The sequence below is a fragment of the Auritidibacter ignavus genome, assembly GCF_029853775.1.
GTDB classification, from domain to species: Bacteria; Actinomycetota; Actinomycetes; order Actinomycetales; family Micrococcaceae; genus Auritidibacter; species Auritidibacter ignavus.
On the sequence record NZ_CP122564.1, the window covers coordinates 2,544,807 to 2,569,592 of the forward strand.

The 24,786-nt window shown below is 59.0% G+C and carries 30 protein-coding genes; 25 read left to right on the forward strand and 5 right to left on the reverse strand.

All coding sequences use genetic code 11. The features are described from left to right. Positions 1–26: 26 nt before the first annotated feature. From rplF to rpsI, 17 genes are all read left to right on the forward strand, one after another. Positions 27–560: a 50S ribosomal protein L6 gene (gene rplF / locus QDX22_RS11545; RefSeq protein ID WP_110097915.1), complete on the forward strand. Its 534-nt coding sequence runs from the start codon at positions 27–29 to the stop codon at positions 558–560. Continuing rightward, positions 560–934: a 50S ribosomal protein L18 gene (gene rplR / locus QDX22_RS11550; protein WP_110097914.1), complete on the forward strand. Its 375-nt coding sequence runs from the start codon at positions 560–562 to the stop codon at positions 932–934. Before rplF ends, rplR begins: the two co-directional genes overlap by 1 nt. Continuing rightward, positions 931–1,674 (forward strand): 30S ribosomal protein S5, encoded by a 744-nt coding sequence (gene rpsE, locus QDX22_RS11555; RefSeq protein ID WP_110097913.1) that lies wholly within the window; start codon positions 931–933, stop codon positions 1,672–1,674. Before rplR ends, rpsE begins: the two co-directional genes overlap by 4 nt. A gap of 2 nt (positions 1,675–1,676) precedes the next feature. After that, positions 1,677–1,910 (forward strand): 50S ribosomal protein L30, encoded by a 234-nt coding sequence (rpmD, locus tag QDX22_RS11560; RefSeq protein WP_110097912.1) that lies wholly within the window; start codon positions 1,677–1,679, stop codon positions 1,908–1,910. Next, positions 1,903–2,379: a 50S ribosomal protein L15 gene (gene rplO, locus QDX22_RS11565; RefSeq protein ID WP_110097911.1), complete on the forward strand. Its 477-nt coding sequence runs from the start codon at positions 1,903–1,905 to the stop codon at positions 2,377–2,379. Before rpmD ends, rplO begins: the two co-directional genes overlap by 8 nt. Positions 2,380–2,577: 198 nt before the next feature. Continuing rightward, positions 2,578–3,891: a preprotein translocase subunit SecY gene (gene secY, locus QDX22_RS11570; protein WP_279718197.1), complete on the forward strand. Its 1,314-nt coding sequence runs from the start codon at positions 2,578–2,580 to the stop codon at positions 3,889–3,891. Between the two features lie 49 nt (positions 3,892–3,940). Then, positions 3,941–4,558, forward strand: coding sequence for an adenylate kinase (locus QDX22_RS11575; protein ID WP_110097909.1), 618 nt, complete (start codon positions 3,941–3,943; stop codon positions 4,556–4,558). Positions 4,559–4,672: 114 nt separating this feature from the next. After that, positions 4,673–5,521, forward strand: a complete 849-nt coding sequence (gene map, locus QDX22_RS11580) for a type I methionyl aminopeptidase (protein ID WP_110097908.1) — start codon at positions 4,673–4,675, stop codon at positions 5,519–5,521. Positions 5,522–5,714: 193 nt separating this feature from the next. After that, a complete protein-coding gene (gene infA / locus QDX22_RS11585; protein WP_110098174.1) occupies positions 5,715–5,936 on the forward strand; it encodes a translation initiation factor IF-1 in 222 nt (73 codons plus the stop codon). A 36-nt stretch (positions 5,937–5,972) separates the two neighbouring features. Next, a complete protein-coding gene (rpmJ, locus tag QDX22_RS11590) occupies positions 5,973–6,086 on the forward strand; it encodes a 50S ribosomal protein L36 (RefSeq protein ID WP_110097907.1) in 114 nt (37 codons plus the stop codon). 263 nt (positions 6,087–6,349) lie between these two features. Further along, positions 6,350–6,718 carry a 30S ribosomal protein S13 gene (rpsM, locus tag QDX22_RS11595; RefSeq protein WP_110097906.1) on the forward strand — a complete coding sequence of 123 codons (369 nt, stop codon included), beginning with the start codon at positions 6,350–6,352 and terminating at the stop codon, positions 6,716–6,718. A 70-nt stretch (positions 6,719–6,788) separates the two neighbouring features. Further along, positions 6,789–7,190 (forward strand): 30S ribosomal protein S11, encoded by a 402-nt coding sequence (gene rpsK / locus QDX22_RS11600; RefSeq protein ID WP_110097905.1) that lies wholly within the window; start codon positions 6,789–6,791, stop codon positions 7,188–7,190. A gap of 154 nt (positions 7,191–7,344) precedes the next feature. Continuing rightward, a complete protein-coding gene (locus QDX22_RS11605; RefSeq protein ID WP_110097904.1) occupies positions 7,345–8,373 on the forward strand; it encodes a DNA-directed RNA polymerase subunit alpha in 1,029 nt (342 codons plus the stop codon). Between the two features lie 103 nt (positions 8,374–8,476). Further along, on the forward strand, positions 8,477–9,100 hold the full coding sequence (gene rplQ / locus QDX22_RS11610) for a 50S ribosomal protein L17 (protein WP_110110272.1): 624 nt from the start codon (positions 8,477–8,479) through the stop codon (positions 9,098–9,100). A 111-nt stretch (positions 9,101–9,211) separates the two neighbouring features. Continuing rightward, positions 9,212–10,141: a tRNA pseudouridine(38-40) synthase TruA gene (truA, locus tag QDX22_RS11615; RefSeq protein ID WP_110100630.1), complete on the forward strand. Its 930-nt coding sequence runs from the start codon at positions 9,212–9,214 to the stop codon at positions 10,139–10,141. A 280-nt stretch (positions 10,142–10,421) separates the two neighbouring features. Further along, entirely contained in the window at positions 10,422–10,865 is a 444-nt protein-coding gene (gene rplM, locus QDX22_RS11620; protein WP_110097902.1) for a 50S ribosomal protein L13, read from the forward strand. Between the two features lie 33 nt (positions 10,866–10,898). Then, positions 10,899–11,399 carry a 30S ribosomal protein S9 gene (gene rpsI / locus QDX22_RS11625; protein ID WP_110097901.1) on the forward strand — a complete coding sequence of 167 codons (501 nt, stop codon included), beginning with the start codon at positions 10,899–10,901 and terminating at the stop codon, positions 11,397–11,399. Between the two features lie 111 nt (positions 11,400–11,510). Here the strand turns inward: rpsI and QDX22_RS11630 are convergent, their stop codons facing one another. Both QDX22_RS11630 and QDX22_RS11635 read right to left on the reverse strand, forming a co-directional pair. Then, the gene (locus QDX22_RS11630; protein ID WP_110100629.1) at positions 11,511–12,299 is read right to left on the reverse strand and encodes an amino acid ABC transporter ATP-binding protein; all 789 of its coding nucleotides are present in this window, start codon (positions 12,297–12,299) and stop codon (positions 11,511–11,513) included. Continuing rightward, positions 12,299–13,984, reverse strand: a complete 1,686-nt coding sequence (locus tag QDX22_RS11635; protein ID WP_279717875.1) for an ABC transporter substrate-binding protein/permease — start codon at positions 13,982–13,984, stop codon at positions 12,299–12,301. The genes QDX22_RS11630 and QDX22_RS11635 overlap by 1 nt, the downstream gene beginning before the upstream one ends. Positions 13,985–14,011: 27 nt before the next feature. Between QDX22_RS11635 and glmM the strand changes: the two genes are divergently transcribed. Next, complete coding sequence (gene glmM / locus QDX22_RS11640; protein ID WP_279717876.1) at positions 14,012–15,355, forward strand: phosphoglucosamine mutase; 1,344 nt, start codon at positions 14,012–14,014, stop codon at positions 15,353–15,355. 26 nt (positions 15,356–15,381) lie between these two features. After that, positions 15,382–15,606 carry a hypothetical protein gene (locus QDX22_RS11645; protein ID WP_110100628.1) on the forward strand — a complete coding sequence of 75 codons (225 nt, stop codon included), beginning with the start codon at positions 15,382–15,384 and terminating at the stop codon, positions 15,604–15,606. A 54-nt stretch (positions 15,607–15,660) separates the two neighbouring features. Here QDX22_RS11645 and mscL read toward each other — a convergent pair whose 3' ends face one another. Genes mscL through coaA form a run of 3 tightly spaced genes read right to left on the reverse strand, consistent with a single transcriptional unit; the run spans position 15,661 to position 18,173 of the window. Further along, positions 15,661–16,119, reverse strand: coding sequence for a large conductance mechanosensitive channel protein MscL (gene mscL, locus QDX22_RS11650; protein WP_110097897.1), 459 nt, complete (start codon positions 16,117–16,119; stop codon positions 15,661–15,663). 33 nt (positions 16,120–16,152) lie between these two features. Further along, positions 16,153–17,214, reverse strand: a complete 1,062-nt coding sequence (locus QDX22_RS11655; protein WP_279673578.1) for a M15 family metallopeptidase — start codon at positions 17,212–17,214, stop codon at positions 16,153–16,155. Between the two features lie 11 nt (positions 17,215–17,225). Beyond that, positions 17,226–18,173 (reverse strand): type I pantothenate kinase, encoded by a 948-nt coding sequence (gene coaA, locus QDX22_RS11660; RefSeq protein ID WP_110098171.1) that lies wholly within the window; start codon positions 18,171–18,173, stop codon positions 17,226–17,228. A 248-nt stretch (positions 18,174–18,421) separates the two neighbouring features. Here coaA and glmS point away from each other — a divergent pair, with 248 nt between their 5' ends. The 6 genes from glmS to tsaB all read left to right on the forward strand — a co-directional run bounded on the left by glmS (position 18,422) and on the right by tsaB (position 24,781). Beyond that, a complete protein-coding gene (gene glmS / locus QDX22_RS11665) occupies positions 18,422–20,302 on the forward strand; it encodes a glutamine--fructose-6-phosphate transaminase (isomerizing) (RefSeq protein WP_110097895.1) in 1,881 nt (626 codons plus the stop codon). Between the two features lie 66 nt (positions 20,303–20,368). Beyond that, positions 20,369–20,719: a holo-ACP synthase gene (locus QDX22_RS11670; protein WP_110097894.1), complete on the forward strand. Its 351-nt coding sequence runs from the start codon at positions 20,369–20,371 to the stop codon at positions 20,717–20,719. An 8-nt stretch (positions 20,720–20,727) separates the two neighbouring features. Continuing rightward, positions 20,728–22,278: a bifunctional ADP-dependent NAD(P)H-hydrate dehydratase/NAD(P)H-hydrate epimerase gene (locus QDX22_RS11675; RefSeq protein WP_110110274.1), complete on the forward strand. Its 1,551-nt coding sequence runs from the start codon at positions 20,728–20,730 to the stop codon at positions 22,276–22,278. A 53-nt stretch (positions 22,279–22,331) separates the two neighbouring features. Next, complete coding sequence (gene alr / locus QDX22_RS11680) at positions 22,332–23,516, forward strand: alanine racemase (protein ID WP_110100624.1); 1,185 nt, start codon at positions 22,332–22,334, stop codon at positions 23,514–23,516. Further along, positions 23,509–24,102, forward strand: coding sequence for a tRNA (adenosine(37)-N6)-threonylcarbamoyltransferase complex ATPase subunit type 1 TsaE (tsaE, locus tag QDX22_RS11685; RefSeq protein WP_110100623.1), 594 nt, complete (start codon positions 23,509–23,511; stop codon positions 24,100–24,102). Before alr ends, tsaE begins: the two co-directional genes overlap by 8 nt. Positions 24,103–24,118: 16 nt before the next feature. After that, entirely contained in the window at positions 24,119–24,781 is a 663-nt protein-coding gene (tsaB, locus tag QDX22_RS11690) for a tRNA (adenosine(37)-N6)-threonylcarbamoyltransferase complex dimerization subunit type 1 TsaB (protein ID WP_110100762.1), read from the forward strand. Positions 24,782–24,786: the final 5 nt, after the last annotated feature.

The following is a 24,786-nucleotide window of genomic DNA, read 5'->3' on the forward strand; positions in this document are numbered from 1 at the left end:
CGGAACACGGACGAAAGGTAGAGAAAATGTCACGTATTGGACGTCTTCCGATCACCGTGCCTTCCGGCGTTGATGTGAAGGTCAATGGCTCGCAGGTCGATGTGAAAGGACCTAAGGGCGAGCTGAGCTTCACCGTTGCATCGCCTATCACCGTTGATTTGGAAGAAAACACTATTACTGTCAGCCGTCCCGACGATGAGCGCGAATCGCGTTCGTTGCACGGTTTGAGCCGGACCATGATCAATAACATGATCGTGGGTGTCACCGAAGGCTACTCCAAGACGTTGGAGATCATTGGTACCGGTTACCGCGTGCTGGCCAAGGGACAGGGTCTGGAATTTTCCCTGGGCTTCTCCCACACCATTTCCGTAGACGCGCCGAAGGGCATCGACTTCAAAGTTGACGGCAACAAGGTGACTGTCTCCGGGATCGACAAGCAGCTGGTCGGCGAAACCGCAGCCAATATCCGGAAACTTCGTAGAACCGAGCCTTATAAGGGCAAGGGCATCCGGTATTTGGGCGAGCAGGTCCGTCGTAAGGCCGGAAAGGCAGGTAAGTGATGTCGAACGTCACTGTCAAAGGCAAGGGCAAATACGCTGCTCGGGCTCGCCGCCACCAGCGTGTTCGCAAGCATATCTCCGGAACCTCGGCACGTCCTCGCTTGGTCGTCAACCGTTCAGCCCGACACGTCTTCGTGCAGGTGGTCGACGACACCAAGGGACTCACCCTGGTTTCAGCTTCCACTATGGAAGCCGATCTTCGGAGCTTGGACGCTGAGAAGGTCGAGAAGTCGCGTAAGGTTGGCGAGCTCGTCGCTGAGCGCGCCAAAGCAGCCGGCATTGAAGCGGTCGTCTTCGACCGTGGCGGTAACCGTTACCACGGTCGCGTCGCGGCAGTAGCTGAAGGAGCACGCGAAGGGGGGCTGAAACTGTGAGCGAAAACACCAACGAAAAGGACAATCAGGTGACTGAAGCTAACGAAGACGCCGTGTCTGAGACCTCATCAGGTTCGGTTAGCCAGAACACCGAACGCACTGGTGGTCGTGGTGAGCGCGGCGGTCGAGGCCGTCGTGACCGCGCTGCCAAGAACGAACGCGGCTCCCGCCGTAACAACTCCCGTGGCAACGACAACCGCGACGAGTTCCTCGAGCGCGTGGTGACCATCAACCGCGTATCCAAGGTGGTCAAGGGCGGACGTCGGTTCTCCTTCACCGCTCTGGTTGTCGTCGGTGACGGCGACGGTCTGGTTGGCGTTGGTTACGGTAAGGCCAAGGAAGTTCCGGCCGCTATCGCCAAGGGTGTTGAAGAGGCCAAGAAGAGCTTCTTCCGCGTTCCGCGTATCGGGACAACCATTCCTCACATCGTGCAGGGTGAAGACGCTGCCGGCGTTGTGCTGTTGCGTCCTGCTTCCCCCGGTACCGGTGTGATCGCTGGTGGTCCGGTGCGTGCTGTGCTGGAGTGCGCAGGAATCCACGATGTGCTTTCCAAGTCGATGGGTTCAGTGAACGCCATCAACATTGTGCGAGGCACGATCGATGCGCTCAAGCAGTTGGAAGGACCCGAGGAAGTTGCTGCCCGTCGCGGTAAACCTGTCGATGAGGTCGCTCCGCACGCCATGCTTCGCACCATGCAGGAAGATCGCGCCAAGAAGGCCGAAGAAAGGGCAGGTGCCTGATCATGGCAACGAACAACGGTTCAACTCCAAAGAACATCACGGCCTCGGATGCGACTCTGGCGATTACCCAGATCCGTTCAACCGTGGGCCGTAAACCCAAGCATCGTGAGACTGTGCGTTCGCTCGGTCTGAAGCGAATTGGTCACACTGTGACCCGTACAGCCGATGAGTCCACGGTGGGCATGATTAATACCGTGCGCCACCTCGTCACAGTGGAGGAGGTCAATAATGGCTGACACCAACGAAGGCCAGAACGGCCCAGACATCGTCAAGCTGCATGACCTGCGTCCAGCTGCCGGTTCGAAGAAGACCAAGCTGCGTTACGGACGCGGTGAAGGCGGTAAGGGTGGCAAGACCGCTACCCGCGGTACTAAGGGCACCAAGGCTCGTTACCAGGTCCCTGCAGGTTTCGAAGGTGGTCAGCTTCCGTTGCACATGCGCCTTCCGAAACTGCGCGGATTCAAAAACCCATTCCGCACCGAGTACCAGGTCGTCAACCTGGACAAGCTCGCTCAGCACTTCCCCGACGGTGGCGAGGTCACCGTCGATTCTCTGGTGGAGCGTGGCTTGGTGCGCAAGAACCAGCCGGTGAAAATCCTGGGTACCGGAGAGATCTCCGTGGCTCTGAACATCACCGCCGATGCATTCTCCAAGTCGGCTGTTGAAAAGATCAACGCCGCTGGAGGGTCAACCACGGCTCGCTAAGGCGAAACACTCCGATTCAGGCCAATCGGTCCTCGATTCTGTGCAGGAGGTCTTGCAACGAATCGAGGACCGAGGCATTTAACGCTAGAATCTCTACGGTGTGTCATCACCACACCCGCAGATGCGCGGGTTATGGCCCACCCACGCAGACTACGAACGGCTTCGGCCACCTCGACCATTACCCCTTCAGGAGGACGCTTGTTCAGCGCGATTGCACGGGTCTTTAAGACCCCGGATCTGCGGACCAAGATCCTATTCACGCTCGGTGTCATTGTGATCTACCGGATCGGTTCTTTTATCCCTGCACCGGGAGTGAACTACGACAACGTGCAAATGTGTCTGGCCAGCGGTGAAACCGAAGGTGGCCTGTACTCGTTCGTGAACATGTTCTCCGGTGGCGCGATGCTCCAGGTCTCCATCTTCGCGCTGGGCATCATGCCCTACATTACCGCCGCGATTATCACCCAACTGTTGCGCGTCGTGATCCCACGGTTCGAGCGCCTCCATAAGGAAGGCGCCGAAGGACAAGCCAAGCTCACACAGTACACCCGCTACCTGACCATTGCACTGGCGCTACTGAATGCGACCACGCTGTCTACCTTGGCTTCCTCGGGTGCACTGCTGAACTGCAACCTCCCGCTGCTCACCGATAGCAGCATCCCTTCCATCCTGTTGTTGGTGCTGATCCTCACCACTGGTGCCGTGGTGCTGATGTGGATGGGGGAGCAGATCACCGAACGCGGTGTGGGTAACGGTATGTCGCTGATGATCTTCATCTCGATCGCAGCTGGCTTCCCGGCCGGACTCGGCCAGATCTGGACCACCCAGGGTTGGCAGACTTTTGCGATCGTGATGGTCGTGGGATTGTTGACCATTATGGCCATCGTGTTCGTCGAGGATTCGCAACGTCGCGTACCGGTCCAATACGCCAAGCGTCAGATTGGTCGTCGCACCGTCGGCGGTACCTCGACCTACATTCCGATCAAGGTCAATATGGCCGGTGTCATTCCGGTGATCTTCGCTTCTTCAATCCTGATGCTTCCGCAGATCTTGATCCAGTTCAACCAGCCAGCTCCCGGTAGTCAAGAAGAACCCAAAGAATGGGTGGTCTGGTTGCAGGAGTATTTCGGCACGCAGTCGCACCCGGTCTACATGCTGATTTTCTTCTTGCTCACGATTGGGTTCACATATTTTTACGTGACCATCACGTTCAATCCGCAGGACATTTCGGACAATATGAAACGCTACGGCGGATTCATTCCAGGCGTCCGGGCGGGCCGGCCCACCGTGCAGTATCTGGAATACGTGATTTCTCGTATCACGTTCGTGGGTTCCTTGTACCTTGGTGTTATCGCCATGATTCCGCTGGTAGCCTTTGTTCTGATCGGTGCGAATCAGGACTTCCCGTTCGGCGGTACGTCGATCTTGATTATGGTGGGCGTTGCTCTGACGACCATCAAGCAAATCAATGCCCAGATGGAACAACACAACTACGAAGGACTCCTGCGTTAGTGGTCTGATCCTTGTGTAGAGCAGAGTAGATAGGACTGAGGTATCACACATGTCTCAAATCTTGATGATGGGCCCTCCAGGGTCGGGTAAAGGCACGCAGGCGGCCCTGATCGCCGATAAGCTCGGAATTCCAGCGATTTCCACCGGCGATATCTTCCGTTATAACGTCAAGGAACTCACTGAACTGGGGCGTGAGGCCAAGCAGTATATGGATAACGGTGACTTCGTACCCGATGACGTCACAAACCGCATGGTGGAGGATCGTCTGGCCCAGTCGGATGCTACCGAAGGTTTCCTCTTGGACGGATATCCTCGCACCGCCGGACAGGTTGAGGCCCTGAACAACATCCTGGACAACCAGGGTAAAACCCTTACTGCCGTTCTGGTTCTGGAAGTGCCCGACGACGAACTTGTGCAACGCCTGCTGGCCCGCGCCGAGACCGAAGGCCGTAGCGATGACACCGAAGAGGTCATCAAACACCGCCTGGAGCTCTACCACCGAGAAACTGCGGACCTGGTTGATGCCTACCTCAAGGACGGTATTGTTGCCCGCGTGGACGGCACCGGCATGATCGATGACGTCACCGAGCGGTTGTTGCAAGCCGTGTACAACATTCGTGCACGCACCGGGACACTTCCCGTGATTCGTCCGAGGAAAGACCAGTAATCACGCAGTCGCCACCACATCATCACAGCGTCGGCCGAGCATTCTCGGCCGGCGTTGTTGATTTTTGAGCGCACACCGTGAGAATACCTTTGCGAGCACCGTCAGGAGGCGACCATGAGCCGTCGCAAAATTGAACTGAAGACCGCCAATGAGATGGCAGTGATGCACCAGTCAGGACTTATCCTGTCTCGAGCCCTGGACGCGGTCGCTGCGACCGCGAAACCCGGCACCACCACACTGGAACTCGACGAGATTTTCTCTGAGACCATCACCGAAGCAGGAGCGACCTCAAATTTTCTGGGATATTACGGATACCCGAACTCCATATGCGCCTCTGTCAATGACCAGGTGGTCCATGGGATTCCGAACGCAACACCCTTGCAGTCTGGTGACGTGCTGAAAATTGATGGCGGTTGCATTCTGAATGGGTGGCATTCCGATTCGGCTCGGACCGTGATCGTAGCCGATGAGAACAACACCGGGGTTGACCCGGAAGACCAGCGACTTTCTGAGATTACCCGCAAAGCGATGTGGCGTGGCATTGCTGCTTTTGCCTCGGCCAAATATGTCGGAGAGATCGGCGAGGCCATCGAAACCTACGTGCGGGCCCAGCCAGGCTCGCACCTGGGGATTTTGGAAGAATACGTCGGGCACGGCATCGGCACAGCCATGCACCAAGCCCCCGACGTGTTCAATTACGACTCCGGAATGCGAGGGCAACGCATCAAACCCGGGCTTTGCCTCGCGATCGAACCCATGCTCGTTCGTGGCGGTATCGACACGACCGTGTTGGACGACGACTGGACCGTGGTCACCAACGACGGATCGCGCGCCAGCCAGTGGGAGCACTCGGTTGCCCGTCATCAGGACGGAATTTGGGTACTGACCGCCGAAGACGGGGGAGCCAGCGAACTCCAACCGTTGGGTGTGACACCGGTTCCCTTGCCTTCCACGGCATCGTAAGCCGTCCCACGGCGGATCGAGCTGGAAAAATGTGCCTGTCTGAGATAACATAATTTGTTGGCTGTTTTTGTCTTCAGTGGATTGGCGTGTCGCCAGATCACAGATCACGAACAGCGCATCAAGTATTCGTCCCCACGTAGCCTTTGTATACCTGTTTCAGGAAGACTGCGTGGGCCAAGCGATTGTGGAGGACATGGCTAAGAAGGAAGGCGTCATCGAAGTCGAGGGCACCGTAACCGAAGCGTTGCCCAATGCAATGTTCCGCGTCCGCCTTCAGAACGAGCACGTTGTGCTTGCGACGATTTCAGGCAAGATGCGGCAACACTACATTCGGATTCTTCCCGAAGACCGAGTGGTAGTCGAGCTTAGCCCGTACGACCTGGACCGGGGTCGTATTGTGTACCGCTACAAATAAAAATAGAAGAACTAGCACAACGCTCAAGGAGGAACCATGAAGGTTCAGCCAAGCGTGAAGCGGATCTGCGATAACTGCAAGGTTATTCGCCGCCATGGCAACGTTATGGTGATCTGCAGTAACCCACGCCATAAACAGCGTCAGGGCTAACACCCCGCGGGGTGCCCTTCCAATAGGCGCTGAGAACGAAGGCTCGTCCAGGAGCCGACAGCGGTGCAGAGCACATGAACTATTCATGTGTCTCAACCTCCGGACACAGCAAAGGCCGGAGACTGAACTGGCTGACTACAGTATTGATCGATCTTGTTCTGAGATCGTCGATTCTTAGGGTTAGCAGATGATAAGAGACCATCATCACGGTTCAGGACGTACCGTTGCAGACCTTTGCTCGACAGAACAAGGAGAACGGCCATATGGCACGTCTAGCAGGCGTTGATATCCCGCGCGAGAAGCGTGTGGTCATCGCTCTCACCTACATCTACGGGGTGGGTCGTACCCGCTCGCAGCAGACCCTTGAGGCGACCGGGATTTCTCCCGATACCCGTGTCAAGGATCTCACCGACGCTGAATTGGTGGAGTTGCGCGATTACATCGAAGGAAACTATCGGGTTGAGGGTGACCTCCGCCGTGAGGTCGCCGCTGATATTCGTCGCAAAGTGGAGATTGGTAGCTACCAGGGCTTGCGCCACCGTCGTGGCCTGCCGGTCCACGGTCAGCGCACGAAGACTAATGCACGTACCCGTAAGGGCCCGAAGAAGACCGTCGCTGGTAAGAAGAAGTAGTCTCCTGGGCCATCAATCCCAGAGCTTTACTGTCTAATCACCTCAATAGCTTTTCGTAGGAGAGAGAAACATGCCCCCGAAGGGACGCGGAGCGACCGTACGTAAGAGTCGTCGCTCGAAGAAGAATATCGCCCAGGGCCAAGCCCACATCAAGAGCACTTTCAACAACACCATCGTTTCCATTACTGACACCACCGGTGCTGTGGTTTCCTGGTCGTCAGCTGGAGAGATGGGCTTTAAGGGCTCCCGTAAGTCCACTCCTTTCGCAGCTCAGACCGCTGCTGAGCAAGCTGCGAAGCGCGCTCAAGAGCACGGCATGCGGAAGGTCGACGTCTTCGTCAAGGGCCCCGGCTCTGGACGGGAGACTGCGATTCGTTCGCTGCAGGCAGCAGGACTGGAAGTCGGATCGATCCAAGACGTCACTCCTGTCGCCCACAACGGTGCCCGCCCGGCAAAGCGTCGTCGCGTCTAAACCGTTGAGCACACCAACTGTGGATCAGTAAGCTAATTCCGCGGGCCATGCGCCGGAAGAGGCCTACTGGTTTACAGCAAAACATCATTATCTCCCTCGTTTCCCCATACCTGCGGGCGTCATATGGCGGACGCCTCGCTGAAAGGAAATGTCAGTGCTCATTGCACAGCGCCCCACGTTGACTGAAGAACCCGTATCAACTCAACGCTCGCGGTTCGTTATTGAACCCTTGGAGCCTGGTTTTGGTTATACACTGGGTAACTCGCTACGGCGGACCCTGCTGTCATCCATACCCGGTGCGTCCGTGACCAGCATCCGCATCGACGGCGTGCTTCACGAGTTTTCTACCGTCAACGGTGTGAACGAAGACGTCACCGAAATTATCCTCAACATCAAGCAGCTCTCGGTTTCCTCGGAAAACGATGAGCCGGTCGTGGCTTACCTGCGCAAGCAGGGTCCCGGCGAGGTAACTGCCGCTGATATCACTGCGCCGGCAGGCGTTGAGATCCACAACCCCGAACTGCATATCGCGACCCTGAATGAGAAGGGGAAGTTCGATATGGAGCTGACCATTGAGCGCGGTCGTGGCTACGTTACCGCTACTCAGAACAAGACCCCGGACGCTGAAATCGGACGAATTCCAGTCGACTCCATCTACTCTCCGGTCCTGAAGGTCACCTTCAAAGTCGAAGCCACGCGTGTTGAGCAGCGCACCGACTTTGACAAGTTGGTACTGGATGTGGAGACCAAGGAATCCATTGCTCCGCGCGACGCGCTGGCTTCGGCCGGTTCCACGCTGGTGGAGCTGTTCGGTTTGGCCCGTGAGCTCAACGTTGCCGCCGAAGGTATTGAGGTTGGCCCTTCGCCGGCCGATGATACCGTCGCTGCCGATATGGCCCTTCCCATCGAGGAGTTGGAGATGACCGTGCGGTCTTACAACTGCCTGAAGCGTGAAGGGATCCATACCGTCGGTGAGCTGGTGGCTCGTTCTGAGACCGACCTGATGGATATCCGGAACTTCGGTGCGAAGTCCATTGACGAAGTGAAAGAGAAGCTTGCTGAGCTGGGCCTGTCCTTGAAGGACTCTGGACCGGCAAGCTTCGATCCTCTGGCTACCGACTCCCAGGAGTACAACGGCGGCGAAGAGTACAACGGTGACTTCCAGTCCTACGACCAGTACTAAATCCGTTCCGTACTGGTTACTGAGAAGACATCCGAACCCGAATAAGTGATTCCTGTGTCGGTGGCTTCCGCCACGCGTGCGGGAATATCCCAAGGAGAAAACCATGCCAACCCCAACTAAAGGTCCGCGCCTGGGCAGCGGCCCTGCTCATCAGCGGGCTATGCTGGCCAACCTGTCGGCGAGCCTTTTCGAGCACAAGTCCATCAAGACCACCTTGGCCAAGGCTAAGCGAGTGCAACCTTACGCCGAGCGTCTGATCACCTTCGCTAAGCGCGGTGACTTGCCCGCCCGCCGTAAGGTGCAGTCCATGATTGCTGGTCGTTCTCGCACCAACAAGTCCGTCGTGCACGAACTGTTCACCGTAATTGGCCCAGCTATGGAGAACCGCGAAGGCGGCTACACTCGCATCACCAAGATCGGTACTCGCTCCGGCGATAACGCCCCGATGGCCGTAATCGAACTGGTCATGGAGCCGGTTTCGCCCAAACAGGCTGTGGTTCAGGATGCCGAAAACGCAGCCAAGCACGCTGCTGAGGTGGTAGCTGCCGACGAGCAGGACGAACAGGCTGAACAACAGCAGCCGATTGCCGACGATATTGTCGACGAGTCGCAAGAAGCCGAAATGGCCGAAGCTGAAACTCCTGCCGAGACGGAGACTGAATCCACTGATGAAGCTGACGCTCCAACAGCAGACGAGGCCAAAGAGACTGACGAAGAGCAGAAATAATCTGCTGTCAACACCTCACCAGGCACGTGCCTGACACCAAGGCGGTGTGAGCCCTACACGAATGAGCAGGGTTCACACCGCCTTTTCGTCTCAGTGCCTACACTAGATGTGATGGACGACGAGAAGGCACCCCCCGGGGCCCAGAACGTTTTTGTGCAACCAAGGCCCGCGAATAAATCAGCTCGTACTAGCCGTTCGGTGCGGGTTAAAGTCCGTTGTGGTTATGACGGAGGCGCCTTTCACGGTTGGGCCCGTCAACCAGGACTCACCACGGTGCAAGGTGAGATCGAACAGGGGCTACACACACTTATTCGTCGCGAGATAAGGACAGTGGTTGCCGGTCGAACTGACGCCGGCGTGCACGCAGAAGCCCAAGTGTTTCAGTTCGACCTGACTCAGGACGAATGGTGGGGGCTTGCCCGCGGTAAGTCTGCACTGGATCCTGGCGAAAGCTTGGTGCGACGCCTGAACGGGACTCTCAAACACCTGGGCGGAGCGATCCACATTTATACTGCCGAGCGGGCTCCAGAAGGTTTCGATGCTCGATTCTCGCCCACCCAGCGCCGTTATCGGTACCGGATAGCCGACCGTGTAGAGAACTTCCGACCTCTCGAACGGCATTTCACCTGTTGGTTACGTCGTGAACTCAACGTGAGCCTCATGCAGGCCGAAGCCAACACGGTTTTGGGACTACATGATTTCCTCAGCTTCTGCAAACCTAAACCCGACGCCACCACGATCCGCACGGTCCACGACATTCGTATAACCCGCGACGACAGTGGCATCATTACCGCGGAGCTGGTCGCAGACGCCTTCTGCCACAACATGGTGCGGGCGCTGATGGGAGCACTGATTCAGGTGGGGGAGGGGTCGAAGGACCCGGGGTGGCTGGCGCACCGTTTAGCGGCCAAGGTTCGCGACTCGCAGGTGCGGTTGGCTCCCGCTGAGGGACTTATCCTCAGTGGTGTTGACTACCCTAACGATGAAGACCTGGCCTCGCGAGCCGAACAGACTCGAGCCAAACGCGACACAGAACGCTAGTTTCGTCACAGCCCACATGCCCCATATTTGGTGTTAGGGGTAGACTCGCGCTAAACTAGGTTGCTGTTGTGCGAGTCATCCCAGACTGTACGCTGATCAGACTGACGTCGTTGCATCGTTGCAAAGTCTCATCGCGCTGGGAAATATCGACCCGGCTTCACGCCAGCCCTCACCTGGTGTACCGGAAGCACCCACAAGATACAGTCGAGTCAACTTGGTCTCACGCCCAAGAACTCGTCGAATGTTGCAGACCGATACCGAATTAACGAAGGCAAGAATAGTGCGTACGTTTACACCAACGCCAGACGACATCGATCGTCAATGGCACGTTATTGACGCCACCGATGTGGTGCTGGGGCGTCTTGCTAGCCAGGTGGCTCCGCTACTGCGCGGCAAGCACAAGCCAAGTTTCGCCCCCCACATGGATATGGGCGATTTTGTCATCATTATCAATGCAGACAAGGTGACCCTGACCGGGCACAAGCTGGAGCAGAAGAGCGCTTACCGTCACTCCGGCTTCCCGGGTGGTTTGACCTCCACCTCCTACGCTGAGCTGTTGGAGAAAGACCCGGTCCAGGCCGTCGAGAAGGCTGTTCGTGGCATGTTGCCGAAGAACAAGCTCAACGACAAGTTCATGTCGAAGCTGAAGGTCTACCGCGGCTCCGAGCACCCGCACGCTGCCCAGCAGCCCGTTGAGTACACCTTGAACCAGGTGGCCCAGTAGGGTCAGCCCCATTAATTCTTTCTAAGGAGAACCATGACTCTGAATGAGAATGAGTCCACCGAGGAAGTGGAGCTGACTAGCTACACCTCCGAATCAACCGAATCTGTCGATGCAGGTGCCACTGTTGCTGAGCGTCCTGCCCTGACTCAGTCCGGTTCCGCCGTGGGTCGCCGGAAGCGGGCCATCGCCCGCGTGCGTCTGGTTCCGGGCACCGGTGAGTGGAAAGTCAACGGCCGCGAGCTCGACACCTACTTCCCGAATAAACTCCACCAGCAGGAAGTCAACGACCCGCTGAAGCTTCTCAACGTTGACGGCGCCTACGACGTGATCGCTATTGTGCGTGGCGGTGGCCCTTCCGGCCAGGCCGGTGCAGTCCGCTTGGGCGTCGCTCGTGCGCTGAACGACATCGATCGCGACAACAACCGTCCTGCCCTGAAGAAGGCCGGATTCTTAACTCGCGATGCGCGCGCTGTTGAGCGGAAGAAGGCCGGTCTGAAGAAGGCCCGTAAGGCCCCGCAGTACTCCAAGCGCTAAACTCCTTTTTGTACTGGCGCATTCAGCCAGCACACCACACGGGGACCTCGCCATGATGGCGAGGTCCCCGTTGGCTTGTAGGGTTCTCTAAAAAACGCCGCTGGTCCGGGCTTAGAGCACCTTGGAAAGGAAGTCTTGTAGCCGTGCAGACTGCGGGTTTTCAAAGACCTCGGCAGGCGACCCGCGCTCGACAAGTTGGCCATCGTCCATGAATAGTACGGTGTCGGCAACTTCGCGAGCGAAACCCATCTCATGCGTGACCAGCACCATGGTCATGCCTCCGCCGGCCAGATCCCGGATGACTTGCAAAACCTCACCGACCGTCTCAGGATCCAATGCTGAGGTTGCTTCGTCAAAGAGCATGACCTCGGGGTTCATCGCCAACGCGCGTGCGATCGCCACACGTTGTTTTTGGCCACCCGACAGGGACGATGTTTTGGCTTCAACCTTATCCTCCAGGTTGACCCGCTTCAACAAGGCCATCGCCTGGTCACTGGCATCTTGGGCGGCTTTATTCTTCACCTTGCGCGGGGCCAAGGTGATGTTGTCCAGGACGTTCATATTGGGGAAGAGATTGAAGTGCTGGAACACCATCCCGACATGTTTACGAACCTCGTTGATGTCCACCTTGGGATCAGCCAGGTTGTAGCCTCCCACCCAAACAGCGCCGTCGCTGGGAGTTTCCAACCGGTTCAGACAGCGCAATAACGTGGATTTACCGGACCCCGACGGGCCGATAATGCAGACCACCTCGCCAACTTTGATCGTGGCATCAATACCTTTGAGGACATGATTCTTGTCAAAAGACTTGTGGAGGTTCTCGAGCCGGATGATGTTGGACGAATCATCGACCACCAGGGGGATGGTCGAGGTGTGGGGATTCGATGATGTGTGGCTCATCAGTGATTCACCTTCTTATCGACAAAGTTGGCGAGCTTGGTCAGCAGATAGATGGCGATGAAGTAGATCAGACCGGCAATGGCCAGCACTTCGGTCACGCGGAAGTTGGCAGCGTAGATCTGCTGCGCCTGATAGAGCAACTCACCGAAACCGATAGCCAACAGCAACGAGGAGTCTTTGATCATAATCACCAGCTGGTTGATCAGCGACGGGGTCATGATCTTGAAGGCCTGTGGCAAGACCACGTAGCGCATAGACTGTCCGGACGTTAGGGCAAGTGACCGAGCCGCCTCTTGCTGACCGGAGTCAACCGACTGAATACCCCCGCGAACAATTTCGGCGATATAAGCACCGGCGTTTAGAGACAGCGTCAGGGCACCGGCCACCCAAATATTGACTTCTGTTTGAATGAGCTGGGGGAGACCGAAGTAGAAGAAAAACGCCCAGACCAGAACCGGAGTGCCCCGGAAGAGATTGACATAGGTGGTGGCAATACCGCGCAACACGATATTGGAGGAGACCTTCAAGAAACCGAAGACCAGACCGAGCACCATCGCCATGGCAAAGGAAATGCCGGTAATCGCCAGGGTGTTTCCCAGACCAATCATCAGGGCCGGCAGGGAGGTCTGCAACAGGCAGATGAATGTCGAATTATCTGGTCCCTCGGCATCTTCCCCCAGATAACGGTCAAGGATCTCGTCGTACTCACCCGAGGCCTGGATTTCCTGCAAGCCCTCGTTAAACATGGTCAGCAATTCTTGGTTCTCGCCTTTATTGACAGCGAAACCGTAATCGCCGGCCGGCTCGGGATCAGAGACCAGTTCCAAACCCGAGCCCTGCTGAATTCCGTAGGCAATAATCGGTAAGTCATCAACCAGCGCGGCATCGTGGCCGGCTTTGACTGATTCGACTAAGGAGGTGGTCTGGTCCAGCGAATTCAGCTCGAAATCGTAGTCCTCTTGCATTTCTTGGGCCCACTCTTCGGATAGGGACCCGGTCTTGACCGCAACCGTCTCCCCTTCCAGGTCTTCCCAGCCGGTGATGCCACTGCCTTCGTTGGCGGCGATGGTCAGCTCGCCGGTGAAGTATGGGTCGGAGAAGTCATAGACTTCCTGGCGTTCGTCGGTGATCCCCATACCAGCGATCACACCGTCGACCTGATTGGAGCTCAACGCCTGCAGGGCCGCGTTAAAGCCCATCGAACGGAACTCGACTTGGAAGCCCTGATTCTCGGCAATCGCGGTCATAATATCGATGTCAATACCGACCAATTCGCCGGACGGATCCCGGAATTCAAAGGGAGCGAAGGTCGTATCCGTCCCGATCACGTACAGTTCACCAGCGTCGTCACCGGCGACCTGATTGTCTCCTGAATCCCCGGGCGGTACTTCTTCGGCATCGGCCCAGGCACCAGACGATCCAGCGAGCAATGCCGGTATGAGACACAGCATTGCAATCACCAGTGCCCGCAGGGCGCTGAGTTTGCGCATCATCGTTACCTCTTCTGTGTGAATAGTGGTGATGTGATCCAGCATACGTGCTTTGGTCCCCTGACGCTGTGTCCAAGGCACCCCAGCAAGAACCCGTCGCGGTGCGGTGGCGACTGTTTTCTCACGGTGTGACACGAAATCACAGGCCGGCAAAAACCAGGAAACGATCCCACGTGCGTGGTGAATCTCGGGCATTTATCTTTCGCGATTACACTAAGTGGAATGACTCGATTGTTTGGAACCGACGGCGTTCGAGGCAAAGCCAATGAAGAACTGACCGTCGAACTGTCTGTACAGCTCGCGCAGGCCGCAGCGGTGGTTTTAGGTCATCACACCACCGACGGCCGTCGTCCTCTGGCCGTGGTGGCCCGAGACCCACGAATCTCCGGGGAATTCATTAACGCCGCGGTCTTGGCTGGTCTCGCCGCTTCCGGCGTCGACGTCTACGATGCTGGGGTGCTTCCCACCCCGGCGGCAGCTTTCCTGATTGCCGATATCAACGCCGATTTCGGTGTGATGATTTCGGCTTCTCACAACCCTGCCCCAGACAACGGCATCAAATTCTTGGCGCGCGGTGGCCTGAAACTCTCCGACGCACAGGAAGACGCCATCCAGGAGCAAATGTCACAGCCACCACAACGCCCCACCGGAGCTGAGGTCGGGCGGGTGCGGGTGTTCGCCGACGCAGAAGACCGCTACGTGCTTCACCTGCTGAAAAGTCTTCCCAACCGGATGGACGGGTTGCGGGTCGTGATCGATGCCGCCCACGGTGCCGCAGCCGGTTGTTCTCCGCAGGCCTTCGCTAACGCCGGCGCCGATGTGGTGGTCATCGGGGCGGCCCCCGACGGCCTGAATATCAATGCTGGATACGGCTCAACCCACTTGGAACGTCTCCAAGAGGCTGTCGTGGACCGCGGGGCCGATCTCGGGATCGCGCATGACGGGGATGCTGACCGTTGCCTGGCCGTTGATGCCCAGGGCCATGTAGTTGATGGTGATCAGATCATGGGCATCATGGCTACAGCGCTCAAAGAAGCCGGCCAGCTCGCAGACGACACGCTCGTGGTCACCGTGATGTCGAACCTCGGCCTGAAGCTGGCCATGCAAGACCAGGGCATCAACGTCGTGGAAACCAAGGTGGGCGACCGCTACGTGCTGGAAGCCATGGACCAAGGCGGATACTCCCTGGGTGGCGAACAGTCCGGCCACGTGATCTTCTCGGACTTCGCCACCACCGGCGACGGCGTCTTGACTGGTCTCCAGCTCGCTGCCCGCGTTGCTGGAACCGGATCGTCGCTGGCCGAATTAGCCACCGTGATGACGAAGCTCCCCCAGGTGCTCATCAACGTCAAGAACGTGGACAAAACCGCAGTGAAAGATCATCCCGCAGTACAGCAGGCAGTGGCCGAGGCGGAATCCCGACTAGGCGAAACCGGGCGGGTGCTCTTGCGTCCTTCTGGTACCGAGCCGGTGGTTCGCGTCATGGTCGAAGCCGCTGATCAGGCGCAGGCTGAGCGGGAAGCTGAGTATCTGGCCCAAGAGGTCGCCACACAGCTCGCTCTGTAAATCTCCTGTCAAGGATCTCGAACATCATGGCATCAGAACATCTCGTCGACCCGTCGCAACAGGACAACGTTGACGCAGGGGACGTGATGCCACAACCAGCCCAACACCTGTTGCGGTGGCAGTGGGTGCTGTTCATCGGGATTGTGGTGCTGGCTACCGGCCTCGTCTTGTTGAGCTGGACGTTGATTACTGCACCGGATTGCGAACAGGCCACGCTGAACTGGGCACCGTGTTTGGATGGTTCCGGTTAAAGGGCTCAGCGCCGGGCACTTGGCCGGCGCTGAGCTGTTGATGATGGGAGAAATCTATTCGGCGTGGCGTCCAGAGGATTCGTCGCGGGAGTGATCTGCGAGCTGATCGGTACCCTGGGCCTTGGCCTGGGCGGTTAGCAAATCGCGGATATCGGTCAGTAGCTGAACGTCTTCGGCCACGGCGTCCTCTTCGGGTTCGATGCCGAGTCGACGGTTGCGAGCTTCGATCATCTTATTCATCGGTAGCACGATCACGAAGTAAACCGCAGCGGCGATCAGCAGGAAGTTCACGGCCGCGGTGAGTAAGACGCCGAAGCGGATCTCGTTGCCGTTCAGTTCCAGTACCGCGAAAGAGTCGAAGTTCGGTGATCCCACCAGCGCTGAAATCAACGGCATCAGGACCGAGTCAGTCAGCGCGGTCACGACCTGGCTGAATGCCGCACCAATAATCACAGCCACGGCCAGGTCAATGACATTGCCCTTCATCATGAAGTCTTTGAATCCTTGGAGCATGACATTCATCGTAGGACGTAGAGAACCGTGTGACTAGTGTGACTCTTCCGGATATGTTGTGGCGGCCTCAAAGCCCCACGCTGTTTCGGCAATGCCCCCGGCATCGACAATTGCTTCAGCCTGTTCTTTCCCGACGTATCGCAGGTGCCAGGGCTCATAGGCATACCCGGTTAGCTCGGCGGAATCCTGCGGATAACGGATCACCCAGCCGTGCTCGGCGGCGTGGTCAACGAGCCATTGGCCCTCGACGGTCTCGCCAAAGCAGGCCGACAGCACACAGTGATGATTCTCTCCGGCCACATCCACGGCCAGCCCCGTCTGGTGTTCGGAGTAGCCGGGACGGGCAGAGAAGTGCTCGGCCTGATCGGTACCATGACTGGCCACATACTGCCGGTGGAGCTGGTTTTGTCGTTCATAGGACCGGTAGCCCGACAGTAAGGAGAACGTGACCTCATCGTCTGTGGCTGCTTCCATGAGCTCTTCCAGTGCGGTGGCAGCCTCCTGGCGTAAGGTGACAGTCTGTGAGGTGCCGGTGCCCTGAACGGACACCAGGTCCTCGGGCGCGTAGTCTATTGGCTCCAGCGGGTGGTGCTTATTGACCATGACGTGGATGGAGGCGGGGTCCTGATGGTCGAGTTCTTCGACAGTCGTGGTCTCGGTGGGCTCCGGGCGACTCGGCGATGTTGGGCTCGACTCTGAGGCGGTGCCGGCGCTCGGACCCGGCGCGGTCGGGACAGCGGATGGCTCGACAATGGACTGTTGTCGCAAGGGCCGGGGCGAACTGTGCAGAATCGAGTGTTGACGCGCCGGATGTGGCGAGGATTCCAGCACCGATTCCTGGCGAGTTGGAGCGCTCCGGGCCTGTAAGAGGGGCTCGCGAGACGACGGGGGTCCTGTGGCGGGAGAGACCATAAGCGGTGAGTCGATCACAAACTCCACCCGCGGGTGCTCTTGCGGGTGCTGTACCCGGTGTTCCATCCGGTGGGTGGCCGAGGTTCTCGGTTCGGCTAAGGCGCACGAAGTCAGCGCCAGCACGACGATGGCAGCAGAGGCCACCGCCCGATAGGCGCTGAGCTGTGTGCGTGGTGGAGCCATCGAACGCTTCGTTAAACTTTCCGCATTAAAACCCGCTTGACGCGGTGATGCTCGTCCTTGGTTAACACTAGTCTGGCACGCCCGCGTGTGGGTAGTACATTGACCTTCAAATTCGGGCCATTGATCCGATCCCAAATATCGGATGCCGTACGCTCGGCTTCAGCATCCGACAGCGTGGAATAGCGGTGGAAATAGGAGCGGGGGTCGGTGAAAGCCGATTTGCGCAGGTCCATGAAACGCTCGGTGTACCAGCGCTTGATGAACGTGGTCCGGGCATCAACATAGATCGAGAAATCGAAGAAGTCAGAGACACTTAACCCTGCGGTGCCATCAGCTCGAACGGTGGGCGGGGCCAACACGTTCAGCCCCTCCATAATTAACACGTCCGGACGACGGACCACCACTTGTTGGTCGGGCAGAATGTCGTAGGTCAAATGCGAGTACATCGGAGCCCGCACTTCGGGTTTACCGGCTTTCACATCGGAGACGAACCGCAGCAGGCGACGTCGGTCGTAGGATTCCGGGAAGCCTTTGCGACCCAGCAGATTGCGACGCTCTAACTCTGCATTCGGGTACAGGAAACCGTCTGTGGTGACCAGTTCCACACGCGGGGTATTGGGCCAGCGACGTAGCATCTCCTGGAGTACGCGAGCCGTGGTCGATTTTCCGACTGCTACCGAGCCGGCGACTCCGATGACGTAGGGGGTGCGTCGGGTGGACTCTCCGAGGAATTCATTGGAGGCCTGGCGCAGTTTCGACGAGGAATCGACGTAAATCGATAACAAGCGAGACAAGGGCAGATATACTTCGGCGACCTCCTGTAGAGAGAGTTGCTCTCCCAGTCCCCGCAAACGTTCCACGTCGGACTCATCAAAGGGCTGTTCTAGCTCATGGGCGAGCCGGGCCCAGGCTGGACGGTCCAGTTCAATAAACGGCGAGTAGTGATTTTGCTCTTCCATCGGTGGCGAACCGACCCGGGGGTTGCTGGCAGTCACCGGCGACACCGGGGTCTGCCGGGCACCAAAAACTTTGGGCACCGAGGGTGTGGAGTATTGAGAATCAGTCACCGCTCTATTATGGACCACGACGGTAAACACCGTGCTGTGAGTGACATCAGTGGTGCGCATCGGGTGACAGGTAGCTCAATTCCGGCGACAACGATACTCAATGGTCTGGAAGTGGTCCATCACCGGCTATTGTTGAATCCATGTGTGGAATTGTTGGATACGCAGGACAGCCAGTCTCCGTGACACAGCGCAACGCGGTGGACGTGTTGACGACCGGCCTGAAACGACTTGAATACCGTGGCTATGATTCCGCGGGTATTGCGGTCATTGCCACGGAGGAACCAAGCCACGTGGAAATGCGCAAAAAAGAAGGCAAACTCCAGAACCTTCTGGACAACATCGCCGAGCACCCTGTGCCCGAAGCGCAGGTCGGTATCGGACACACCCGCTGGGCAACTCACGGTGTGCCCTCGGACGAAAACGCTCACCCCCACCTGGCCGATCAGGGCCGACTCGCTCTGATCCACAACGGGATCGTGGAAAACTTTGCGGCCCTGAAAGATGAGCTGGTGGCCGATGGCTACAGTTTCATCTCTGAAACCGACACCGAAGTGGCCGCGGTGTTGATGGGCCACCTCTACCGCACCGAGGCGCACCAGGACCTCACCGAGGCCATGCGGCTGACCGTCAACCGGCTCGAAGGGGCCTTCACGCTACTGGCTGTGCACGCCGAGCATCCGGATCACGTGGTGGCCTCGCGTCGCAACTCGCCGTTGGTGGTTGGTCTGGGCGATGACGCCAACTACCTGGGCTCTGACGTTGCCGGCTTCATCGATGAGACCCGCAACGCCATTGAACTGGATCAAGACCAGATCGTAACCATCAGCGCCGATTCAGTGGAGATCATTTCCTTCGAGGGCCAGCCGGCCGAAGGCAAACCCTTCACCGTTGACTGGGACGTCTCGGCTGCTGAAAAGGGTGGCTACGAGACCTTCATGGAAAAGGAAATCCACGAACAGCCCACCGCAGTGGCGGATACGCTGTTGGGACGTCACGATGCGAGCGGTCGGCTGACCCTGGACGAACTGCGCATTGATGAAGAAGAACTCAAGGCCATCTCCAAAATTGTGATCTTGGCCGCCGGAACCTCCGCGTACGCAGGAATGGTGGCTAAATACGCCATTGAACGCTGGGTACGGATCCCGGTGGAAGTCGAGCTCTCGCACGAATTCCGCTATCGTGATCCGATCATCGATCCCTCCACCCTGGTGGTGTCGATCTCTCAGTCCGGTGAAACCATGGATACGCTCATGGCGGTCCGTTATGCCTCCGAGCAGGGCGCGCGCACCGTCTCGATTTGTAATACCAACGGAGCGACCATTCCGCGCGAGTCGGACGCGGTGCTCTATACTCATGCGGGCCCGGAAATCGCGGTGGCCTCCACCAAGGCCTTCTTGGCCCAGATCACCGCAGCATACCTGCTGGGGCTCTACCTGGCTCAGTTACAGAAGCAACTTTTCAGCCAGCAGATCAAGGATATTTTGGCCGAACTGGCCGAAATCCCGGCAAAGATTCACAAGGTGCTGGAAAACGCTGCGGCGGTCAAAGACTTGGCGCAACAGATGCAGCAGAACAACTCGGTGTTGTTCTTGGGTCGCAACGTGGGCTACCCGGTGGCTCTCGAGGGTGCCTTGAAACTCAAAGAGCTGGCCTATATCCATGCTGAAGGTTTTGCCGCCGGTGAGCTCAAGCATGGCCCCATCGCGTTGATCGATCAGGGCCAACCGGTGTTTGTGGTGGTGCCCTCTCCGCGGGACCGACACTCATTGCACGCCAAAGTGGTCTCCAACATTCAGGAAGTTCGCGCTCGCGGTGCAGCCACCGTGGTCGTGGCAGCCGAAGGAGACGAGAAGGTCAAGGAATTCGCCGAGCAGGTCTTCTACGTGCCGGAGACCATGCCGCTACTGATGCCACTGTTGACCGTGGTGCCGTTGCAGATCTTCGCCATGGAACTCTCAGCTGCCAAGGGCTATGACGTGGACCAGCCACGCAACCTTGCCAAAGCGGTCACCGTGGAATAACGCTCCTCTGGGGTGCCAGCAGACAGTAACACCAGGACGAACAACAGGGAACGGTAGACTGAGCACATGATCATCGGTATCGGGATAGACATGGTGGATATCAACCGCTTTGCGGGGCAACTTCGCAAAGCCCCGAAACTTAAGGAACGGTTGTTCACCCCGCCCGAACGTGAGCTCAATCTGCAATCCCTGGCCGCCCGCTTTGCCGCCAAAGAAGCCGTTGCCAAAGCGTTGGCCGCCCCGGGTGGCATGAACTGGCAACACTGCACCATCGGCGCCGAAGCATCCGGGCAACCCTACGTGGTGGTGACCGGAACGATCGCCGATATTGCTGAAGCGAAGGGCGTGCGTCGCTGGCACCTGTCCCTGTCTCACGACGGTGGCTGGGCGGCAGCCATGGTGGTCGCTGAAGGCTAAGGTCTCTCGTGAAAAAGCTCTACTTTGGAACCAGTGTCCGAAAGGCCGAGGCGCCCCTAATTGCCCGTGGCGCCTCGGCGCTTTTAATGCGCCGTGCGGCCTGGGGACTCGCGCACCACGTACTGGCCTACCTGGCGGAGACTGCTCACGGTGCGGTTTATGGGAGCCGGGTTGTGGGGCTGATCGGCAAAGGAAAGAACGGTGCTGACACCCTCTGGGCGCTGTCGATGCTGGCCGAGCGTGGGGTCTCGGTCGAGGCCATTGCGGTGCTCGGCAATCCGGAGCAGAACGCGCAGGACGCGGTGAGCGCGTTCCACCGAGCAGGGGGCCGGTTCGTCACCGCCTTGGGCCAGCGCACCGACGTGGTGATCGATGGGGTCTTGGGCACTGGCGCTTCCGGTCCTTTTTCGATGAGCGCCGTGCTGGCCCAGAGAGGTATCGATCGACCCCGTCCGGAGACCACAGTTATCGCCTGTGACATCCCCTCCGGGATCAACGCCGATACCGGACAGCTGGACGGAGACACGCTGACCGCTACCGCCACGGTCACTTTTGGGGCCACCAAAACTGGACTGTTGCTCTCGGCAGGGCACCAGCACGCCGGTCGTGTGCACACTGTTGATATCGGGTTGCAGGAGCACCTATCCTACCAACCCACGGTGTGGTGCCCGGACCCCCACGACGTCACAACGTGTTTTCCACCCCCACGGGCTACCGACTACAAATATTCCCGCGGTGTCGTTGGAATCATTGCCGGATCCGAAGCCTATCCGGGCGCGTCCCTGCTGTGTAGCCGAGCTGTGGCCAGTTGCGGAATCGGCATGGTAAACCTGATCGCCGACCCAGAAACCGTGCCGAGCCTACGACCGCTCGTACTCGGCGATCGCCCGGAAACCGTGGTCACCGCCGCACCGGTGCCCCAGGTCACCAGCCTGGTGATCGGCCCCGGGCTCGACGACACCTCAACCAGCCGGCAACGGCTCGACGAGGGGCTCGACCATGCTGTGGAACACGACCTACCGGTGGTCATTGATGCCACCGGATTAGACCTGGTGGACCAGGGGTGGCTCGACCGACTCCGTCTCGGAGGCACCAGCTCGCGGACCGCACCCACCGTGCTGACCCCGCACCTCGGGGAAATGTCGCGACTGAGCCAGAGATTCGTGGGCACTGAGGCAGTTCCGGCAACGATCGGTGGAGACAAAGACGCGCTGGCCTGGGCCACCGCGTTGGCGCAGGCAACCGGTTGCTACGTGGTGCTGAAAGCCGCCGATACCGTCGTGGCCACCCCATCGGGTCAGCGAGGACTCCACCCGGCCCAAAGCGCCGACCTCGCCACAGCCGGCACCGGCGACACCTTGGCGGGGCTGATCGCTGTCAGTTTGGCCACGGCGTGGACACGCACGAACTCGCCTGTCACCGAACACCAGGTGCTGCACCATGTGCTGGCTGCCATCCACCTCCACGGGGCCGCGGCCGTGAGCGCACGCCACGCCGGACCAGTCTCCGCCTCGGACCTAGCCCCGGCCGTTCGAGCCGTACTCGCCTCACGAGGCTAAATCCCACACATTCGGTACCGTCGCCGTAGCGGTGGTGGAATAATGGAGTCGTTATGTCTTCTGCTGAGTTCATCCCAGAGGCCCCAGACGGGCACCGGATCGCCGTGATCAATCACGCCAACCTCGCCCACAATATTCGCGTCATCAAAGACTGGGTCGCCCCGGCCCAATTGATGGCCGTCGTCAAAGCTGACGCCTACGGTCACGGGCTGATCCCCGTTGCCCGCACGGTACTCGAGGCCGGTGCCAGCTGGCTGGGCGTGGTCCTGGTCGAAGAAGCACTCCAGCTACGGGCCGCTGGCATTACCTCCCCCACCCTGGCCTGGTTGCACGCACCCGGCACGGACTTCGCCCAGGCGGTGGAACACAATATCGATTTGGGCGTCTCCGGCTGGGAGCTACCCCATATCGCCTCGGTGGCCGAACAGATGGGCACCCCCGCGAAAATTCACCTGAAAATCGACACGGGGCTGGGTCGCAACGGTTGCGTTCCCGAACAGTGGGAAGACCTGGTCAAAACCGCCGCACGGTACCAACAACAAGGACTCATCCGCACCGTCGGGGTGTTTTCCCACCTGGCGGTAGCCGATGAACCCGAACGAGAAGAAGACGTGGACGAACAGCTCCGTGTCTTCCACTGGGCCGTTGAGCGGGCCCGCACCCATGGGCTGACCATCGACCTGCGCAATATCGCCAACTCTCCGGCTATCCTGTCCCGCCCCGACACCCACCTGGATCTGGTGCGCGCCGGAGTCGCGATCTACGGGCTCAGCCCCTTCGCCGACCGCTGCGCCGAAGACCTCGGACTACGCCCGGTGATGTCCTTACGCACCCGCGTGGCCAACAATAAACCGGTGCCGAAAGGCCAAGGGGTCTCCTACGGGTACCTCTATCACACCAGCGCGCCAACCCGGCTGGCCTTGATCCCCCTGGGCTATGCCGACGGCATCCCGCGGATCGCTCGGGAAGCCCCGGTGTGGATCGACGGGACAATCTACCGCAGTTGCGGGCGCGTGGCCATGGATCAATTCGTCGTGGACTTGCATATCAGCCCCGAAGACACCGTTACTGCACCCGTCGGTGCTGAGGTGGAACTCTTCGGGGAACGCTCGGGCCTTTCCGCGGCCCACTGGGCACAGTCTGCCGGAACGATCAACTACGAGATCGTCAGCCGCATTTCCCAGCGGGTACCCCGGCAACACATCTACCCCCACGTATCGGAGGGCATCGATGGCTGAGAGCACCAAGTCCCAGGACTCCTTGGTCATCACCGTGGCTAATCGAACCGGAACCACCGCGGTAGCCCATCATCTGGCCACGCACTTGCGTGGCGGTGACGGGCTGGTGCTCACCGGAGACCTCGGTGCCGGCAAAACCACCTTCACCCAGGCCCTGGCTACCGGGCTGAAGATCACCGACCCGGTGAAATCCCCGACGTTCGTCATCGCCCACCACCACCGCAACCAGCACCCCGGACTGCCAGACTTGGTCCATGTGGATGCCTACCGGATCTCGGGCGCCGACGAGCTCGCCAGCCTCGACCTCGACACCGATCTCGAGCAGTCCGTAACCGTCATCGAATGGGGCCGTGGCCTCGCAGAGGCCCTGTTCGCCACTACCGGCTGGCTCGAACTAGACTTTCAGCGCTGTGGGACCCCGGATCCCACTGCACCGATGGTGACCGACTTTTCCGACGCAGACGACCACGACGAATCTCGCCGGATCGTTGTCTGCGACCACCACAGCCGTTTTCACCTTGCCGAGCTGATTCCTGATCACCCAGCCGTCGTCTTCGAGGAATCGACTGGCCCCGACCAACCCTAAGGTGGGATACTCCCGTATGTACTATCTCGCTGTTGATTGCGCTGCCGGAGCCTCGGTAGCGATCGTCACCGGGCACGACACCATCGCCACCCGGCACACCGAGGACACACGGAGCCACTCCGAAGTTTTGGCTGGCTATGTGGCGGAAGTGCTCGAGGAAGCCAGCCTGGGGGTCCAGGACCTTCAGGCGGTCTTCGCTGGGGTGGGCCCCGGCCCCTTCACCGGACTGCGCGTCGGTGTGCTCACCGCCGCCACCCTGGCTGATAGCTGGGGCATTCCCTGCTATGGGGTGATGAGCTTGGATGCGCTCGCCGAACAGGCTGTGGCACCACTGTGGCGTGAGGGGTACGAAGAACTGGTGGTCGCCACCGATGCCCGCCGACACGAGGTGTACTGGGCCCACTACGAGCTGATCGGGGGACAATCCCAGCGCCTGCACGGCCCCTTTGTCACCTCCGCCGAAGACGTCACCCGGTTGCCGGTTGTCGGCGCCGGAGCCGGGCTGTACCCTGACGCTCTGCACGCCGTACCCGGATGGGACCGGGCTCAGCCGCTGGCAGAATTCCTGGGGCACTACGGCATCCGGGCACTCCGCCGTGGCCGTGGGCTCGAACCGGTTACACCGATGTACCTGCGCGGTCACGACGCCCACATCCCGGCCGCAATGCGCCACGGGTGATCCCG